The following is an 18,253-nucleotide window of genomic DNA, read 5'->3' on the forward strand; positions in this document are numbered from 1 at the left end:
TCATACTCCTGCCATGTCGAGGGTGCGAGATGGATCGATCGGGACCTTTTCCCGCCTGACTTCGTTCAGCCAGGCTTGAAACATGAACGCCGACCACAATTCGCGAGAGCGATCCTGGCCTCGCATGTGATCGAGCCAGCAACCTTGCACCCTGGTGCTATCCAGCACGTTCTCGCTGTCGCGCCGCATGTCTGCGAGAAGATCGGTCGCCCAGTTGCGCAGCGGTCCCCTCAGCCAAGCGGCGACGGGCACGTCGAACCCCTGCTTCGGCCGGTCGATTAACCGGTCCGGAAGATAGCGGCGCAGCAGATTGCGAAGAATCCACTTGCCACTGCCGTTGCGCACCTTCGCTTCCGAAGGAAGGCGCCAGGCGAACTCCACAACCCGGTGGTCCAGCAGTGGACAACGCCCTTCAAGGCCGTTGGCCATGGTCGCCCGATCCAGCTTTACCAATATGTCGCCGGGCAGATAGCCGGCCATGTCGTCGTAGAGAAGTCGCGACAGCAGCCCGTCGAGTTTCGGTGCGCTGTCGATCGACCCGGACTGACTGTGGCGAGTGAGGCGCGCAGCCGGTGATGTCACCAACCGCTGATACAATTCATCCTCATGCCTTGCGGTAAGCAAGCCGGCGAGACGACCGAGCCGGTCGCTGCGCAGCATATGGCGCACATTTGCCGCAAGCGGCAGACCGCGCAGGAAATCCTCGCGCGCCACACGGGCCAGCAAGCTTAGTCCCGACGCCATGGTTCGCCGCACCATCAGGGGAAGGCTTTGTTGGCGCTTCAACCGGTTTGCCATAAAGTGGCGGCCATAGCCGGCGAAGCACTCGTCTCCGCCGTCGCCCGACAGGGCGACCGTGACGTGTTGGCGGGCGAGCCGCGCCACCAGCAAAGTTGGAATTTGGGATTCGTCGGCGAAAGGCTCGTCCCATATCCGCGGCAGCTCGGGAATGACCTCGCGCGCCGCATCTGGCGAAAGGTGAAGCTCGGTATGATCGGTGCCGAGATGTCGTGCCACCTCGGCCGCATAGGGAGCCTCGTCAAAGCCTCCCTCCGCAAAAGCGACAGTGAACGTGCGAACCGGGCTTCTGGATTGCGCCTGCATCAGGGCTACGACGGTGGAGCTGTCGATCCCGCCCGACAGAAAGCCGCCCAACGGCACGTCGGCGACCATCCGTTCGCGAACCGCCAGCCGAAGCAGCTCGTCAAGCTCATCAGTCAGTTCGTCGTCGCTGCCGAGGATCGGCCGTTCGAGGCCTTTCGCGGCCACTTCGGCCAGCGACCACCAGTGATCGACACGCTGGCAGAGCGAGACCGCACTGCCCGCCTCGGCAAGATCCGTGGATCTGACCGAGAGAAGCGAACCGGGTGGCAGCTTGAACACGCCCCGCCAGATGCATTTGTGATCCGGTACCCACCCTTTCGAGAGCATGGACCCAGCGGCATCAAGGTCGAGTTCTGGGCAGAAGAGCGGGAAGCGCCTGATTGCCTTGAGTTCCGAAGCAAAGACCAGGGCATGCCCGGCGAGAGCGACGTAGAGCGGCTTTTTGCCCATTCGATCCCGGGCTAGGTGAAGCGTTCTGGTCTTCAGGTCCCACAACGCAAACGCAAACATGCCGGCAAAGCGCTTGAGCGCCGCTTCGAGACCCCAGGTCTCGATCGCAACCAGCATCACTTCCGTGTCGCCGGTGCTGTGAAACTGGTGCCCCGCAGCTTCGAGCTCGCGCCGCAGGTCACGGAAATTGTAGATCTCACCGTTGAAGGAGATCACATACCGATCGCTGGCGGAACGCATTGGCTGCCGCCCTGCCCCAGACAAGTCCACGATCGCCAGCCGACGGTGGCCCAGCGCAATCCCCGCGTCGCGATCTGTCCAGAGTCCCTCGCCGTCAGGCCCGCGGTGGCGAAGTGACCGCGTCATCTCCCCTATCGCCTCGAGCGACTTCGGATCCCTACAGGCGGCGACGAGGATTCCAGCAATCCCACACATCACGCAATCCTTGCATGCTGGAGCCCGTGGCGGAGTTCCTGGCGCATTCCTGCAACCAGGCAGAAAGTCAGCGCGAACCAGACGATCGGGTGGCGGATGATCAGATGCGGCATGCTGAAGACCACCACCGAAGCGAGAAGCACCGACAGCGCGTCGAAGCGGCTGCGCCAGGCCGACATGGCTGCTGATCCGACGATCCAGACCAAGGCGAGGACCGCCACCAGCCCACCCTGAAGGTAAAGATCAAGAATGGTGTTGTGAGCTTCGAACGGTCGCTCCAGGAACTGCCTGTCCGCCACCGGCGGACGCTCCAGGTGCGGACCGGGGCCAAGGCCAAGCGAACCGGATTGCAGTCCCTTCTCGATTGCCTCGTTCCATAGAAAGACCCGAAGTTCGAATGTCTCTGCCGTCGCTTCGCCGCCTCCGTCCTTGGTGAGGCTCTTGGCGAAGCTTGCGACGCTGCTCTCCTCGGTGACAGCATATGGCGCCGCCGCCAATGCGAGAGGAGCGGCGCCGATCATCAGCAAAAGCGCGATTTGCCGAGCAAGGCTGGGCCTGTTGCCATTGGATGCGAACCATGCCCTCGATCGCAGACCCAGAAATACGAGACCGCTCAGAATGGTCGTGTAGAGATATGTATCGCTTTTGGTCAGCCGTCCGACATAGATGATGGGGATCAGGCTGGAGAGCGCCAGGAACTGAGCCCATCGATTTCTGCTGGTCGCTACCAAATGCAACGCCAATGGACCGAAGACCGCACAATAGAGCGCGAGTTGGTTCGGGTTCTCGGACCAGCCGCGGAAACGATCCCAATACCACGGATCGACTCCGGGCTGATGGATTCCGCCAAAGGCCAGTCCAACTTGGATCGCAAAGGCACAGACGGCGATTGCGACCATCCACCAGGCGCTACGCCGCAGATGGAACTCGGCATTGGGCTCCAATGCCGCGAGGCAGGTGAAGCTCGCCAATAGCCCATAGGCCATGGCGTCGTGCGACAGCCCGGTGAGATAGAGCACGGTGGTGAAATAGCCCACTACCGTGCCGATCGCCAAAGTCAGCGACAGGAGAAGCCAAAAACCCGCCAGTTGCAGAGAGGCCGCCGTCACTTCGATGCGGCCTCCCGCCAGGATTCGGCCGATCGAAAGCATGATCCAGATCGCGAGGAAAAATTCGCCGTACCCCAATGGCAGGCCCGGAACCGATATCTGCGAAGTGAAGGAGAGGGCAACGCCCGCGGCGAGCAATGCATCGCGTATCATCGTCGCGCCTCGTCCAACCGTCGGTTCGCGATGCGCTTCGCCATGGCGGTGTGAGCAAGACCGCTTCCTGGCCGAGCCGTGAGGGTTTGCCTGTAAAGCTCGCAATACTGGTCGACGATCCCTGGAAGGGCAAAACGCTCCCTCACAACCGCAGCGGAACGGCTGCCCATGGTCCTCGCAAGGGGACGATCGGCGAGAAGGCCGACTATGCGATTTGCCAGAGCGTCCGGGTCGCGCGGCGCAACCAGATAACCGTTCCAACCATCTTCGACGACATCACTGCAGCCGGGCATGCTGGAGGCGACGATCGGCAATTGCGCCAGTCCGGCTTCCAGCAACACACGCGGGATTCCCTCGCGATATTCGGTCGGAAAGGCGAATATGTCGGCCATGCCCAGGAGCGCAGGAACGTCCTGGCGTTTCCCCAGCACGACCACATTGGAACCATGTCGTTGCAGCTCGGCTTCTTCGACCGCAAATGGTCCTTCGGATTGCCACGGGCCGATGAGGACAAACCGGGCATTTGGCCTTTTGGCCAGAACCTTCGGCACCGCTTCAAGGAGCGTCGGTATGCCCTTCTGACGAGTCAGCCGGCCGACAAACATGACGATTTCAGCCGATTGAAGCCCTAATTCTTCGCGCATCTGCGCTGTCGGCGGCGCAAGGCGTGTCGCAGCGGTGAAGCTGGCAACATCGACGCCGGACCCACCGATGAGGCGCGCGTCGCCATGTCCGAGCAGCCTGTATCGTTGAAAGAATGCCTGATCGTCCCGGTTTTGGAAAACGGTCGCGGCCGTCCAGAAGGATACCAGCCATTGCAGCCCGCAGAAGATCGGCCGCAGCGCCAGGGCGCGCGGGGCGCGAGAAGAGAAGGTCCAGCCCAATCCGTTGATCGTGCGGATAACCGGTATTCGTCCCCGCACCGCGAGTGGGGTCAAAAGGTTCGGCTTGGTATCGAAACTCTGCACGATGTCCGGGCGCAACTCCGCCAGCAGTCTGCGAAGGGTCCTGACCGTGCCTGCTTTGCCGCTGCCGGTCGCGAAGCGGTCAAAGCCATAGCTCCGATGCGCAATGTCGTGGCGCAGGAATGGGGCCTCGTCGCCACTGGAGACGGCCGTGACCTGAAAGCCTCTGTCGCGCAGTTCTTCAAGAAAGGGAATTCTTAGGGCGTGGTCCTCACCTCCGACGCAGACCAGGTGCGGCCTCATTTTGCCGCTCCCAAGAACGTGCGGTCCACCAGTTGCCTGAAATGGCTCGAACTTGGATCGTCTTTCATGGCCCGCTGTCGCCGCAAGGGATGCGCTCAGTCGCGTACCCAAGCTATGGGCGGGTCCAGTTGTTGTCCTCCTACGTTCGAATGAGAAGACGACGGGCCGCCCGGCGGTGATTGGGACCAATCATGAAAAATGCAGGCCAAACACAGGGTCAACAAGAGGCTGACGATGGGTGGCGTCTGGAGGAGGGCTGCCTGCTAGCGATGCGGCCGTTCCTGCTCCTGCGATGCCTTTACACATCAGGCGAGGAAGCAGAGCGCCGTCTGCGGATCGAATTTGTGGGCGGCAACTGATGGACGAGAGCCGAACCCGGTCGTCCAAGCCAAGGACTATTCCAGTTTGGCCGAATGGTCCAACGGTATCCGAGCCGTTCTCCCTGGCTGGACCGGCAGAAGCGATCGGTTCGCCCCTGCCGGTCAGGCGCTTTGTCAGGTTACGAGAAAAGAGCTAGCGCCAAGGTGCAAATGCGAAGCGAGGGTGGCAAATTGCGTCTGGGCATGGCCGTCAGTACCGTCGCTGTCGAAGGAGAGCGCTCCGGTTGAACTGTTGTAGATGATGTGGTCGTTGGCGTCACGCGCGCCTTGACCAACGTGGAAATTGCCGGACGCAAGCGCTCCCTGCTGGAGTCCTGCGAATATGGCGTGGTCGAGGTGGATCTTGTCTTGGGAAACCTGGAAGTCGCGGATCCTGTCGACATTGCCCGAGCCAAGGGCCGTGTCGAAGACGAAGGCGTCGTGGCCGCCATAACCCTTCAATGTGTCGGAGCCGCCACCACCGTTTATCTTGTTGTCGCCGTAGTTGCCGTTGACCTTCTGGGCGAGCTCGTTGCCGGTCAGGTCGATAGCGGTCTTGCCGCCCGTCCTGGAGGTGGAGAGCTGCTCGATATGCGAGCCGGCAGACAGAGCATAGCTGACCGAGGCCATCACCTTGTCGAAGCCGGCGCCCGCAGCTTCCATGACTTTGTCGTGGGCATTGTTGACATGGTAGGTGTCGTTGCCCTTGCCTCCTTGGACAATGTGGTCACCAACTGAAGCATCCGCGGTTGTCGGCGCGGTTGGCTCGGTTGTTGGCGGTGTCATATCGGAGGTTGGCGTCGGTGCCGGCTCGGTGGTCGCCACTGGCGTCGACGAGGTGGAGCTGGCATTGTGCTCCCGGAAGAAGGCCTGCAGATCCGGCGAGTTCTCAAGCGCCGTGTCGCCGTTCTGCGAGCCCCAGGCATAGGCATAGTCAAACGCCGGCGACGGAACGAGCTTGGCCCAGTGATCCATCATCGTCTGCATCTGCGACGTGGTGGGAAGGACGTGCTTTCCGCCTGTATCAGTCTCCCACCCGCCGCCGCCAAAGGTCTGGTAGACGGGGATGATCTTGTCCACCGGGATGCCTGACTTGACAGCCGCGGCCACGGCTCGGTCGATCATATCGTAGTCGACGGTGGTCGTGTCCGTGCGAACCGGATACGGGTCCAGGCCGTAATAATCGATTCCAGTGCTCGCGGGATTATAGGTATTGGTGAAATCCGGATTGGTGGATGACCCCATGTTCATCATCGTGATGAAAGTCTTGGCGCCTGGAAAATGAGAATGGATCCAATCGGATTCGGCCTTCAGATTTTCAGTGCTGGCATAGGTTCCCCATTTGCCAGTAGGATCCGGCTCATCCATGAGAAAGAAACCGAACACTTTCGGATTGTTAAGGAAAGGCGTGACTTTATCGATGAATGACTGCGTAACGCCATCATGAGCGCCCAGGTAAACCAGCGCCTTCATTCCGTCAGGCAGCTCGTTCACCTGGGAAAGATATTGAACGTCGACCAAATTGAATCCGGCCGTCGCAACGTCCGCGGCCGAACCGCCCGACGCATAATGGAGAGTTGCCATGCTTGTTCCTTCTTATGTCCGGCAACGCCCCCCAGCCCCGTTTGCCTAACCGAAAGCTACATTAGACAAAAGTCACATACCAATTTCGGTGGTCAAAATAATTGATTGGCGCCAAATCGATCGTTGGCGACCTTGCGAAAAAGGTTAATATTTTCAGCGCAGTCCGCCGAGGAATGACAAAGCTTCTCGCGACCGTTGTCCCCGAAACTCGCCGATCCGCCGGCTCCCGATCGCCCGCAGGGCCACGATTTTGCTTCATTTCGATTGCACTAGGATACGTTAGCAGCGCCTCATATCCGGGAAAAACCGCTCGGATCCGATGCTATTCAAGCACTGGGGACTTTCCATATTGAATAAATCTAAGAAAGCCACGCGGCACTTCCGCGTGAAAAACAGCAGGCTATGAATAAAAAACAAGAGCTGTCCTCCCTTTTACGCACCGCAATGTCTGACTGCGCACCGGGATTGCTTGGGATTGGGCTTTTTTCCGCGGTGACAAACGTCCTGGCGTTGACTGGTTCCCTCTATATGCTGCAGGTCTATGACCGCGTGCTGCCGTCCCAAAGCGTTCCGACCCTGGTCGGACTGACCATTGGAATGCTGGGCCTCTACGCAGCCTACGGACTGCTCGACTTCGTGCGGCTTCGCCTGCTGGTCCGCATTGCCAGCCGGCTCTACAGGAACCTGCATCAAAGGGCATTCGCCATATCGGTGCTTTTGCCGCTCAAGGCCGGGCGGGAGGCCGACCGGGTGGATCCACTGCGGGATCTCGAGCATCTGCGCGGCTTTCTTTCAGGGTCCGGGCCGACGGTCATCTTCGATGCGCCCTGGATCCCGTTCTATCTGCTGATCATCTACATGCTGCACCCCTCCCTCGGGGTGCTGGCGACGATCGGTGCACTTGCCGTCGTAGCGCTGACCGCAGCCGCGGAAATTCTTGGCCGCAGGCCTGCCAGGCTTACATCGGAAGCCATGATCTCGCAGCGCGCTCTTGCCGAGTCCGGCCGCCGCAATGCAGAGGTCGTTCACGCCATGGGCCTTTCTTCCAGGCTGGCGCGGCGCTGGAGCGACACCGTTCATGGCTACCTCACGCATCAGGAGCGGCTCTCCGACATCATAGGTGGTACCAGTTCGCTGTCGAAGGCGCTGAGGATGGCATTGCAATCCTCGGTTCTGGGTCTTGGCGCCTATCTGGTGATCGGCGGCGAAGCATCCCCCGGAGTGATCATCGCATCTTCGATATTGCTTGGCCGCGCGCTGGCTCCGGTCGACGCGGCCATCGGGAACTGGAAAGGGTTCCTGACGACCCGTCATAGCTACTTCCAACTCCAGGCGACGCTGGGGGCGTTCGAAGATCCGATCGAACCCATGGAATTGCCCCGGCCGCAGACGCGGCTGACGGTCGAAAGATTGACAGTCGCGCCGCCTGGCGTGCCGAAGCCGACCGTGCTCGATGCAAGCTTCCAGCTGTCCAGCGGCGCAGGACTGGCCATCGTCGGGCCGAGCGGTTCCGGCAAGACGACACTCGTGCGCGCGCTGGTCGGCGCCTGGAAGCCGCTGCACGGCAAAGTAAGATTGGACGGGGCGTCTCTCGAGCAGTGGAACCCGCATTCGCTCGGAGCCCATATCGGCTATCTGCCACAGGACGTAGAACTTTTTGACGGGACGGTAGCGGACAACATTTCCAGGTTCGGCGGCAAGAGCGATCCCAAAGGCGTGCTGGCGGCCGCCAGAGCCGCGGGCGTCTACTCGATGATCATGCACCTGCCGGAAGGCTTCCAAACGCGTATCGGCGAGGGAGGCAGGGCCCTGTCGGCGGGACAGAGGCAGCTGATCGGCCTTGCCAGGGCGCTCTATGGCGAGCCGTTTCTCGTCGTCCTGGACGAGCCGAATTCCAACCTCGATGTCGAAGGCGACGCCGCCCTCGCGGGCGCGATCTTGGCTGTGCGCCAACGCGGAGGCATCGTCATCGTCGTTGCGCACCGCCCCTCCGCCCTTACCAATATCGACCAGGTGCTCGTGCTGGCCAATGGCATGGTCCGCTCGTTTGGCTCCCGCGAGAAGGTCCTGGAGAGCGTGGCGCGACCATCTGCTCCTGCCGCCCAACGGCCGTCCCCGGTCATTCCGATGCAGAGGGGTGTGAGCGGGCATGCGTGACGTCATGCTTCGCCTCCAAGCGCTCCTGCGATCTTGGCCTTGGTTCGATGCTGGTGAGCGTCCCGCGGATGCGAACTCGCTCCAGGCGCCTGGCAGCATCGGGCCTAGCCTGATGCTCGGACTGGCGGTGACCTGCCTGCTGGTCGTCGGCGCCGGGCTATGGCTTGGCCTGACCAAGATAGCGGGCGCTGTGATCGCGCCGGCAACCGTCGTGGTCGAAAGCAACACCAAGAAGGTCCAGCACCAGACCGGCGGCACGATCAGCGGCATCTTCGCGCAAGACGGCGACCATGTCCGGGCCGGCAACGTGCTGGTCAGGCTGGACGATACGCTGCCGCGGGCGAACCTGCAGATCATCAGCGAGGATCTCGACCGCGCCACGGTACGGCTTGCCCGGCTGGAGGCCGAACGCCAAGGCCAGACGACCATGCAGCTTCCAGCCAGTCTGCAGGCGGAAATGGGCGATCCGGACCTGGTGGCGCTGGTCAATGGCGAGCGTGCCCTGTTCGAAACGCGGGCGTCAGAATTGACGGGGCAAAAGTCGCTACTAAAGAGCCAGACAAAGCAGATTGAACGTCAGCTCGAGGGCCTGAAGGCCCAGCAGGCGGCGATCGATGAATCGGCGGGGTTGCTCGACCGCGACCTTACGGATGTCGATGCTCTCTATTCGAAGAAACTGGTTTCGAAAGAGCGCTTGAGCAATGTGAGATTGGATGCGACGCGGGCCAAAGGCGAGTCTGGACGCCTGGCGGCGGCGGTAGCTGAAGCGCAGATCAAAATCAGCGAAACCGAGTTGCAGATCCTGCAGCTTGACGAGCAGCGGCGCAGCGACGTGACGAAGGAACTGCGCGAAACGGAAGCCAAGCGGACTGAACTCACCGAACGCAAGATCGTCGCGCAGGACGAGTTGACCAAGACGGAAGTCCGCGCACCGCAGTCTGGGACGGTACAACAGTCCACGGTCCACACGGTTGGCGGCGTCATTGCACCTGGGGAGTCGCTCATGACGATCGTTCCCGATACCGACAATCTTGTCGTGGACGCGCTCATTCCACCCTCTCGGGTAGATGACGTTCGTTCCGGTCAGCCCGTGTCAATTCGCTTTCCGGCTTTCGATGCCGGCACGACGCCGGCGTGCCGGGGTACGGTGAGGTGGGTTTCCGCCGACCTGATCAACGACCCGCAGCGCCAGCTTTCGTATTTCTCGGCGCGGATCGGCGTCGAAAACAAGGCAAGTTGCCTGACAGACGCGAAGGTCCTCAAGCCCGGAATGCCGGCCGAGGTCCACATAAGCACAGGTCAGCGCAGCGTTTGGTCCTATCTGCTGAAGCCGCTTACCGATCAGATGTCACGCGCTTTCCGCTAGGACCGTTAAAGACGCAAACTACGCGAAACCGCGCGAGGCCGATTGAAGCGCCAGTTCATAAGGGCGAGTGTAAGCCGAGGTTGAACGCAGGCCCATGGCCCTGAGCGTCGGCGATCATAAGTTTGTCAAACCCGATGCCGAGTCCGCCAAAGCAAGCCGGACTATCGGCTGGACATCCTCAGGCCTCACCCGTCAGAAGTATGGCAGACGGTCGCTCGCGAGGCCTAAAGCCTTTTGCGGGCGTGCTGGTCCGGCAAGCCTTCCTCCTTCGTTCGATGGCGCAAGAACGAGCGATCACTCATATAATGTCGTACAGCCGGTGCCGAGTTTTTCATCTGAGCCCCCGCCGGTTAGGCCCGGCTAGTGGTGAGCCACCCCGCCAAAGCGCCGGGCCGCTCCCGTGTCGCCCGCCTGCTTGTGGTCAGGTGTCCCCCATGCTGATGCATCTTCAGCCGCCTGACCATTGGCCTCTCAAAGAAGGTGGAAACGCACGCCAATGGTTGCGCTTCACTTCGTATAACCAGCCTGACTGTAGATGCCGATACCGAACGAGCACGGTTCCACAGACAGATTTTAGCTGGAGGTTCCCGGTTGCGCATAAGAGGGGACACGATGCGCAAGCGGACAGCCACAACCGGCAGCGCTGACGGAAGTTCCCCAGTTCACTTGGTCTTGGCCTTCAGTCGCACGCAGCCGCTTTCGAACGTCTCATCACCGACTTATTAAGTCTCAGGGACGGAACATCGAATCTGTTTCGTTATTCATTAGCTGGCTGCGAGTGTGCGTCGACTGCTCGATCGGCCTCTTACGGGACGGCGAACGTATCCGAGGTCTGTGGGGAGAACAGTGCCTTTACCTGACGATATGCGCCACTTGGATCTCAGATTCGAGTGTCCGAATTGCAATCATCCGATCATCAGGAAGGGCTCCTGGTTTCGGGTGATCTCCACCTTTCGATGCGAGCAGTGCGGAGCCCCGCTGAGGCTTGGTTATGGCGACAAACTCGATTTGTTCGAGAAGCATAAGCACTTGCGACCCACCAACTCCGCCGACCGGCTGGGTCATCAGCGCCACGGGCGGCGCGACGTGCGTTGATCGGCTCGGCCATTTTGCCTCTTCCTGCGACCCATTTTGCCTCTTCCTGCGACCCAGATCGATTCCATCCCGTCCGAAAAGGCTTCACGCCATTTCAGGCCGCTTGGACGCTTCGCGTATGGCCCTGTGCACATCGCGCTGCAGGTTCATGAAGGCGGCACTCTCCATGACCTCTTCCCGGCGCGGACGCTCGATGTCGACATTGAAGGTGCGCATGATGCGTCCCGGACCGATCCCCATGACGACGATGCGGTCCGACAGATAGACGGCCTCTTCCACGTCATGGGTGACGAACAGCACGGTGAGCCTGTGCTCCTCCCAGATTTGCGTGAGCAGCTCCTGCATCTGATGCCTGGTCAGGGCATCGAGCGCGCCGAAGGGTTCATCCATCAGCAGCATCTTGGGGCGATAGGACAGCGCGCGGGCAATGGCGACGCGCTGCTTCATGCCACCGGAAAGTTCCGTCGGGTAGCGGTTGGCGCTGTCCGACAATTTGACGAGATCGAGATGCTGGCGAGCGATCTCGCGGCAGGTCGAGCGATCATGGCCCGCGGCCTTGAGGGCGAACTCGATGTTCTGCTGCGCCGTCAGCCACGGCAGCAGCGTATAGGATTGGAAGACAACGCCTCGATCGAGCCCGGGCTGGAGGATTGGCGAGCCGTCAATATCGAGTTCGCCCGCATCGAAATCCTGCAGCCCGGCAACGATCGACAGCAGCGTGCTCTTGCCGCAGCCGGATATGCCGACCAGAGATACGAACTCGTTGTCGGCGAGATCGAGATTGATGTCGCGCAGCACTTCCGTGCGCCGTGCCCCGGTGCCGAAGCTCTTGTGAAGACCTTCGATGCGCAGCTTTGGGGAACTCATCGGCCGCCCTTCATTGCGCATGGCCTTCCTGCCGGAACAGCACCTTGCCGAGCGCCTTCATGACCTGGTCGGTGACGAGGCCGAGCAGGCCGAGCAAAAGGATGTAGCCGATGATCGTGTTGGTCTGGAAATAGCGTTGGGAGACCGTGATGCGGTAGCCGAGGCCGGATGTCGCCGCGACGAGCTCGGCCAGCACCAGCCAGGTCCATGCCCAGCCCAGGCTGATGCGCAGCGTGTCCCAGATGCCAGGCAAGGCGCTTGGAACAACGATGCGGGTCAGGATCTTGCGGTCCGGCAAGCCGAGCGTCCTGCCAAGCCCGACGAAGTCGGGGGGAACGCGCTTCACATTGTCCATGATCATCAGCACCTGCTGGAAGAATGTCCCTATGAAGATGATCAGGAATTTCTGGGCGTCGCTCGTTCCCGACCAGAGGATCGACAGCGGCACGAAGGCCACCACGGGCATGTAGCGGATGAAATCCACCAGCGGCTCGATTGCTGCCTCAAAGGCCTTGAAGCTGCCGATCAGCACCCCGATCGGGATCGCCAGCGCCGAGGCAATGAGGAAGCCTATCGAAATCCGGTATATCGAGGCCTTGAGGTCGCGCCACAGCGTGCCGTCGCCCCAGAGCTTGGCGAGTTGCATCGCCACGCTCTGCGGCGAAGGCAGAAAGATGGGCTTCACCAGTTCCAGGTCTGTTGCCGCCCACCAGGCGAGGCCGAGGCCGGCGAAGACCGCCACCGCGATGGTGAGGAAGCGCGATCTTTTGATCGGGGCGCCGATCCCGGAAGACCGGCGACGCCGCGCCGCCTGTCCCGCCGCTTGCCTGGCGACAGGTCCCGGTCTGGCGCCGGACGGATTGGCCTTGCCCGCAGGCTGCTCCGACATGTGCGTTACCGCCGGGACCAGGCCATGGTCATTGCGCGGCGTTGACGAAGGCCGGGTCGATCATCTGCTCAGGTGTCACGTCGGCCTGGAGCAGGCCGGCATTCTTGGCCGCGGCCTCGACATCGGCGAAGGTCTTGGTGGAGAACTCGCCGGTGAGGGCGTCCTTGTTCTCGGCGAGGGAGTAGTAGCGCACGCCGTCGAAAGCGGTATTGAGGTCCTCGACGCTCGAACCGACCGCCTTGGAAATGATGGCGCGGCCACCCGCGGTGTCGGCATTGTAGTCCTTCAGGGCTGCATCCCAGGTCTTGATCATGGCAAGCACCTGACCAGGCCGCGACTTGATCACCTCATCGCGCACCACCAGCACGTCGCTGATCAGGCCCGGATCCTCGCCCGCGGTGAAGAGAAGCTTGACGTCCTTGTTCTGCGCCATGGCCGTGGTGAGATAGGGCTCGTAGGTGACCGCGACCGGGACGCGAGCAGCGATCAAAGCGCTGCCGGCATCGGCCGCCGGCATCGGCACCGGCTGGACGTCGGCGATCGACATGCCATTCTTGGCAAGGGCGTATTTGAGCAGGATGTCGCTGGTGGTGCCCTCCTCGAAGGCGACCTGCTTGCCCTTGAGGTCCGCGATCGAAGCGATGTCCTTGCCCGCGATGATGGCATCGGCCGTCATGCTGACGTCGAGCAGGAGCACGATCTTCACCGGCAGGCCCGCCGCGACCATGCCCATTGCGGTGTGGGTGGCGATGTTCGCGGCGTCGAGCTGCCCGCTCGCCAGGGCGGCATTGATGTCCTTGTCCTCGGCGAAATTCACGATCTGGACATCCGAAAGCCCGCTCGCCTTGAACAGGCCCTTGGCTTCGGCAACATGCCACTGGCCGTATCCAAGCCACGGCTCGATGCCGATCTTAAAAGACCCTGCCTCGGGCGTCGCGGGTATGGCGGCATCGGCGGCATGCGCCGCCGGAGCCGCGGCGAACCCGATGGCGGCAGCGGTCATAAGCGCGCGAAATTGTCCTGCTAGGTTACGCATCATCCTGTTCCCCTTGTTTGTCAGACCGGTCTTGCACCAACATCCGGCCTGGCGAGAATGCTGGCTTCTGCTTGAGCGGCGCTGCGGCCCAGCGCCTTGCCTGCCGCTTCGATGAAGCAAACGATATTCAACGTCAGCGACAGGCGATGTCAAGGCTGAAATACATACATGCATATACAAGCTGGACTGGCCGGATTTTCTGGATTCCCGCCCTGTCGGAGCGACTTTGGGAGAGAGTCTGATCGGCGGCGCGCGACTGGAAGTCTTCGCTGGTTCCAGCCTTTTGCCATGGTCAGCTTTTCCGCGTGGGCGAGTAGCGGCTGCCGAGCGAGTAGCGGCTTGCCACATAGGTGAGCTTGCTGATCGTGGCCACGATCGCGCCGGTCCAGGTGCGGCGATGCAGAAGAAGGCAGCAGGCGCCGGCGTCGATGCCCAGATGCCGTGCGGTTTCGGCATCGACCGGAATGGCAGAGATGATATGCTCGACCTCGGTCACCGGGGTCTTCTGCATCAGGTAGTCATACGTCGCCGTCCTGGAAAAGTCCTGCTTGTCGTAGTCGGGTATCAAGCTCGGGTTGACGAAACGCTCCTCCAGTTGAACGGGCAGGTCGTTCTCGAAGTTGACGACAACGGAATGATAGACCGACGCGCGCCTCGCGAACTCGAACGAGAGCGCGAGCTCCTTCGTCGGCATGATCTTTTCGAGGACCAGCACTTCGGAGCGATGCCGGTTGCCGCGCGCCACGATCTCGGCCGCGATGTTGTTGATTTCGATCAGGGCCGATTGCGGCCGAGGCGGCGCGATAAAGGTTCCGACGCCCTGAAGCCGGATCAGAAACCCCGCTGCGGTCAATTCCCGCAAGGCGCGGTGGACCGTCATCCGCGACACGCCCAGCGCGGCCACGAACTCATTTTCGGACGGCAGCTTGCGATCCTTGCTCCACCGGCCCGTTCCGATATTGGTCAGGATGTAGTCCTTGACCTTCTCGTAGAGGGGGCTGGCCGTATCGGGCAAAGCATTCATCGTCAGTAGTCCTTTCCCGGCGAACTCTCGGATCACACGCCCTCGGTAGGTCGCGGCATGCGGATGATTGTTTTCAAGCCGTCGCCCTGCCCCGCCAGCAGCCGCTCATAGGCCGCGGGAACCTCGTCCAGGCCGATCTCGCGATCGATCAGGCTGATGAGCGGCTCGCTCAGTTCACCCAGCATCCGGATGGCATCGGGAAGCTCGCCGGCGAAGGCGTGGCAGCCCAGCAGCGCGATCTCGCGCTCGACCAGCATGTTGGGATCGATGTCCAGCCGGCCGTGGAATATGCCGACCAGCGCGACGGCGCCTCCTGGGCTGAGAACATCCAGCAACTGGGCGAGCGCGGCGATGCTGCCGGTCGCTTCGATGGCCGCAAGCAGGGGAGCATTTGCGGTCGCGACGGCGACAGCGTCGCGATCGAGATCGATGATCGTGGCGCCGGTCACCCGCGCGACGCGGGCGCAGCGGGCCTGATTGCGGTCGGCGATCAACACCCTGCCGGCGAATGTCCGCGACAGCAGCAGCGCGGCCAGGCCGCCGATGGTGCCGCAGCCGACCACGAGCACCGAACCGGCCGTCTTCGGCAGGCGCCGCACGGCATGCAACGCGACGGCCAGCGGCTCGGCCATTGCCGCCACTCTTTCGTCAAGCTTGCGGTCGACGACATGCAACAGCCGCGACGGCAGGACCGTCTGTTCGGCAAAGCCGCCGTCGCATACTTCGCCGACGAAGCCCAGCGAGGCGCACAGATGCCGGTTGCCGGCGATGCATTGCGCGCATTCTCCGCACCAGAAACGGGAATCGGCGACCACGCGGTCGCCCACGGCGACGGTTTGCACGCCCTCGCCAACGGCAAGCACCGTGCCGGTCAATTCATGGCCGGCCGTCGAAGGCGAACGGCTTATCCATTGGCCGGTGCGGAAATTGTGGAGATCGGAACCGCAAATGCCGGCCGCGTCGACCCGCAGCTTCACCCAGCCCGCGTCGGGAGCGCCTGGCGCGAGCACATCCTCGACGCGCAGATCGCCGGGTCCATGGAGTCGTACGGCCTTCATCGCGTTTCCCGGTCACGCGCCGAGATAGCCATCGCGGATCTCCGAGACCGCGTTCTCATGCGAGCTGAAGCCTTCGTAGCGGGCAAGCCGGCGGGCATGCTTGGCGAGCTCCGGATAGGCCGCAGAGGTCACATAGCCGACGGACGAGCGCTTGAGGAAATCGGTCACCGACAGCGGTCCGTAGGTGCGCGCCCACCGGCTGGTCGGCAACACGGCGTTGGGCCCCAGGACGAAGTTGGCAAGCGTCACCGGCGTGTGCGGGCCCATGAGGATTTCGGCCGCCTCGGTGATATGACCAAGATGCGCGAAGGGCTCCCTGGACAGAATTTCGAGATGTTCGGGCGCATAGTCGTTGATGAAGCGGTAGCTGTCTTCGAGGGAAGCGGTCAGCACGATACCGCCGCGCTTGTCGGTCAGCACCGCGCGCGAAAACTCGACGCGCTGCTCGGTCATGCGGGACCAATGTCCGGGGAGCGCGGCCAAAGCCCCCTCGGCGACCTTGCGGCTGTGGGTGACGAGATAGGCCGATGAATCAGGTCCGTGCTCGGCCTCGATCAAAAGATCGAGCGCAGCCAGACCCCCATCGACGCTGTCATCGGCAAAGATGATCGCTTCGGACGGTCCGGCCGGAAGACCCGTGTCGATGACCGAGGACAACAGGTTCTTTGCCGCGACCACCCAGGGGCTGCCCGGCCCAACGATCTTGACGGCGGGCTTCACCGTCTCGGTGCCGTAGGCCACGGCCGCGACCGCCTGGGCGCCGCCGCATTTGTAGACGGTGTCGACACCGGCAAGGCGGGCGGCAACCAGGGTCGCCGCGTCGACGGATCCATCCGCGGTCGGCGGCGTCACGATCGCGATCTGCGGCACGCCGGCAATCACGGCTGGAACGGAGGTCATCATCGTCACCGACGGGAAGGCGCCCTTGCCGCGCGGGACGTACAGCGCGACGGAAGCAATGGCCGTGTACCTGTCGCCCGCATAGGCGCCGGGCCTGACCTCCTTGAGCCACATCGTCTCCGGCCGCTGTTCCTCATGGAAATGCCTGATGTTGCCGATGCCGAACCGGATGCTCTCGATGACATCCTTCTCGACCTTGTCGAACGCCGCGTCGAATTCAGCTTCCGAAACCTTGAGATTGCCGTCGGGAATGTTGGCCTTGTCCAATTCCTTCGCGAACCGGAGCAAGGCCGCGTCGCCTTCATCCTTGACCGCGTGGATGATCGGACGGACCTGCTCAGCGAAGACCGACAAGTCGGTTTCAGCGCGCTTCAGCAGACTGGCCCTCTCGTCGGCGCCGAGCGCCGACAGGTCGTGAAAGCTGACGTCAGGCATGGCTGCTCCTTCTCTGCGTACGCAAGGATGGCTGGCATGGACCGGTCACTCCCCCGTCGGTTCCAGACCGGCGGGATGGAGATGGATTCCAAGCGCGGCGCTTCTTCGGCGCAAAAGTATATACATGTATGTATGACGGCTGCCAGGATTTTTTGCACGCCGACCTCCCTGAAACACGGGGCTTCAAATCGAGGCGAGAAAGCCCCCATCCACCGGGATGGACTGTCCGGTTATGTATGCCGCCGCGTCCGAAGCGAGAAACACGGCAATGCCATGCAGATCCGACAGCAGGCCGAAACGATGCTGCGGGATCTTGGCGAGCATGGACTGCTGCCAAGCCTCGTCGGCGTAGAACACCTCGGTCATCGCGGTCCTGAAATAACCAGGAGCGATGGCGTTGACCCTGATCCCTAGATCCGCCCATTCCGCCGCCAGCGCACGCGTCATGCCGAGCAGCCCGGATTTTGACGAGCCATAGGGCACGGCCGTTGGAATTCCGACCTCGGAGGTCAGCGAGCAGAGATTGATGATGGCACCGGGCCGTCCGGCGTCCCTTATATGCCGGGCGGCCGCCTGGGAGCAGAAGAATGCGCCTTTGAGGTTGGTGTCGACGATCCTGTCCCAAAGCGCTTCGTCGACGTCCAGCGAGGGCCGGACCTCTTCCAGGCCGGCATTGTTGACGAGAATATCGAGACCGCCGAGCAGGCCAACGGCTTCGTCCGTCGCGGCGCGGCACCGGGCGACATCCGTGACGTCCAGGGCAATGGCATGCGCAACCCCGCCGGCGTCATGAATGGCCCGCTTCGTCGCGTCGAGGGAAGCGAGATCGCGCGCGGTGACGGCGACGTCGGCGCCAGCCGCGCTGAGCGCCTCGGCAATGCCGCGCCCGATGCCGCGGCTTGCGCCGGTGATGAGCGCCTTCCTGCCCGACAGATCGAAAAGGGAAGCGTTGCGCATAGGACCCTCCTGTGCCGGCTTCGCGGCCCGGCGACTCCGCCAGATTCTTATCTATACAAGCATATAC

The 18,253-nt window shown here is 62.2% G+C and carries 13 protein-coding genes; 2 read left to right on the top strand and 11 right to left on the bottom strand.

Going from position 1 to position 18,253, the window contains the following annotated elements:
* The 4 genes from asnB to EN818_RS23510 all read right to left on the bottom strand — a co-directional run bounded on the left by asnB (position 1) and on the right by EN818_RS23510 (position 6,402).
* Positions 1–1,989 (bottom strand): asparagine synthase (glutamine-hydrolyzing), encoded by a 1,989-nt coding sequence (asnB, locus tag EN818_RS23495; RefSeq protein ID WP_135905451.1) that lies wholly within the window; start codon positions 1,987–1,989, stop codon positions 1–3.
* The gene (locus tag EN818_RS23500) at positions 1,989–3,251 is read right to left on the bottom strand and encodes an O-antigen ligase family protein (protein ID WP_135905453.1); all 1,263 of its coding nucleotides are present in this window, start codon (positions 3,249–3,251) and stop codon (positions 1,989–1,991) included. Before EN818_RS23500 ends, asnB begins: the two co-directional genes overlap by 1 nt.
* Positions 3,248–4,459: a glycosyltransferase family 4 protein gene (locus EN818_RS23505; RefSeq protein WP_135905454.1), complete on the bottom strand. Its 1,212-nt coding sequence runs from the start codon at positions 4,457–4,459 to the stop codon at positions 3,248–3,250. Before EN818_RS23505 ends, EN818_RS23500 begins: the two co-directional genes overlap by 4 nt.
* Before the next feature lie 494 nt (positions 4,460–4,953).
* Positions 4,954–6,402, bottom strand: coding sequence for a calcium-binding protein (locus EN818_RS23510; RefSeq protein ID WP_135905456.1), 1,449 nt, complete (start codon positions 6,400–6,402; stop codon positions 4,954–4,956).
* Positions 6,403–6,804: 402 nt separating this feature from the next.
* On the opposite strand from EN818_RS23510, the gene EN818_RS23515 reads away from it, so the two are divergent.
* Positions 6,805–8,559, top strand: coding sequence for a type I secretion system permease/ATPase (locus tag EN818_RS23515; RefSeq protein ID WP_135905458.1), 1,755 nt, complete (start codon positions 6,805–6,807; stop codon positions 8,557–8,559).
* Between the two features lie 4 nt (positions 8,560–8,563).
* Entirely contained in the window at positions 8,564–9,925 is a 1,362-nt protein-coding gene (locus EN818_RS23520; RefSeq protein WP_245518866.1) for an HlyD family type I secretion periplasmic adaptor subunit, read from the top strand.
* 1,179 nt (positions 9,926–11,104) lie between these two features.
* Here EN818_RS23520 and EN818_RS23525 read toward each other — a convergent pair.
* From EN818_RS23525 to EN818_RS23555, 7 genes are all read right to left on the bottom strand, one after another.
* The gene (locus EN818_RS23525; protein ID WP_135905462.1) at positions 11,105–11,887 is read right to left on the bottom strand and encodes an ABC transporter ATP-binding protein; all 783 of its coding nucleotides are present in this window, start codon (positions 11,885–11,887) and stop codon (positions 11,105–11,107) included.
* 10 nt (positions 11,888–11,897) lie between these two features.
* Positions 11,898–12,776, bottom strand: a complete 879-nt coding sequence (locus EN818_RS23530) for an ABC transporter permease (RefSeq protein WP_135905464.1) — start codon at positions 12,774–12,776, stop codon at positions 11,898–11,900.
* Between the two features lie 28 nt (positions 12,777–12,804).
* Positions 12,805–13,812 carry an ABC transporter substrate-binding protein gene (locus EN818_RS23535; RefSeq protein ID WP_135905557.1) on the bottom strand — a complete coding sequence of 336 codons (1,008 nt, stop codon included), beginning with the start codon at positions 13,810–13,812 and terminating at the stop codon, positions 12,805–12,807.
* Positions 13,813–14,104: 292 nt separating this feature from the next.
* Entirely contained in the window at positions 14,105–14,836 is a 732-nt protein-coding gene (hutC, locus tag EN818_RS23540) for a histidine utilization repressor (protein ID WP_135905466.1), read from the bottom strand.
* A gap of 32 nt (positions 14,837–14,868) precedes the next feature.
* Positions 14,869–15,894 (bottom strand): alcohol dehydrogenase catalytic domain-containing protein, encoded by a 1,026-nt coding sequence (locus EN818_RS23545; protein WP_135905468.1) that lies wholly within the window; start codon positions 15,892–15,894, stop codon positions 14,869–14,871.
* 12 nt (positions 15,895–15,906) lie between these two features.
* A complete protein-coding gene (gene hisD, locus EN818_RS23550; RefSeq protein WP_135905470.1) occupies positions 15,907–17,229 on the bottom strand; it encodes a histidinol dehydrogenase in 1,323 nt (440 codons plus the stop codon).
* Positions 17,230–17,412: 183 nt separating this feature from the next.
* A complete protein-coding gene (locus tag EN818_RS23555; protein ID WP_135905472.1) occupies positions 17,413–18,186 on the bottom strand; it encodes a glucose 1-dehydrogenase in 774 nt (257 codons plus the stop codon).
* Positions 18,187–18,253 lie beyond the last annotated feature (67 nt).

The organism is Mesorhizobium sp. M3A.F.Ca.ET.175.01.1.1 (genome assembly GCF_004791945.1).
GTDB lineage: Bacteria > Pseudomonadota > Alphaproteobacteria > Rhizobiales > Rhizobiaceae > Mesorhizobium.

Excerpts from the sequence above, each read along its gene's own strand:
- hisD (WP_135905470.1), bottom strand. The coding sequence starts at position 17,229 with ATGCCTGACGTCAGCTTTCACGACCTGTCGGCGCTCGGCGCCGACGAG.
- EN818_RS23545 (WP_135905468.1), bottom strand. The coding sequence starts at position 15,894 with ATGAAGGCCGTACGACTCCATGGACCCGGCGATCTGCGCGTCGAGGAT.
- EN818_RS23520 (WP_245518866.1), top strand. The coding sequence starts at position 8,564 with ATGCTTCGCCTCCAAGCGCTCCTGCGATCTTGGCCTTGGTTCGATGCT.
- hutC (WP_135905466.1), bottom strand. The coding sequence starts at position 14,836 with ATGAATGCTTTGCCCGATACGGCCAGCCCCCTCTACGAGAAGGTCAAG.
- EN818_RS23530 (WP_135905464.1), bottom strand. The coding sequence starts at position 12,776 with ATGTCGGAGCAGCCTGCGGGCAAGGCCAATCCGTCCGGCGCCAGACCG.
- EN818_RS23535 (WP_135905557.1), bottom strand. The coding sequence starts at position 13,812 with ATGCGTAACCTAGCAGGACAATTTCGCGCGCTTATGACCGCTGCCGCC.
- EN818_RS23505 (WP_135905454.1), bottom strand. The coding sequence starts at position 4,459 with ATGAGGCCGCACCTGGTCTGCGTCGGAGGTGAGGACCACGCCCTAAGA.
- EN818_RS23500 (WP_135905453.1), bottom strand. The coding sequence starts at position 3,251 with ATGATACGCGATGCATTGCTCGCCGCGGGCGTTGCCCTCTCCTTCACT.
- EN818_RS23510 (WP_135905456.1), bottom strand. The coding sequence starts at position 6,402 with ATGGCAACTCTCCATTATGCGTCGGGCGGTTCGGCCGCGGACGTTGCG.
- EN818_RS23555 (WP_135905472.1), bottom strand. The coding sequence starts at position 18,186 with ATGCGCAACGCTTCCCTTTTCGATCTGTCGGGCAGGAAGGCGCTCATC.
- EN818_RS23515 (WP_135905458.1), top strand. The coding sequence starts at position 6,805 with ATGAATAAAAAACAAGAGCTGTCCTCCCTTTTACGCACCGCAATGTCT.
- asnB (WP_135905451.1), bottom strand. The coding sequence starts at position 1,989 with ATGTGTGGGATTGCTGGAATCCTCGTCGCCGCCTGTAGGGATCCGAAG.
- EN818_RS23525 (WP_135905462.1), bottom strand. The coding sequence starts at position 11,887 with ATGAGTTCCCCAAAGCTGCGCATCGAAGGTCTTCACAAGAGCTTCGGC.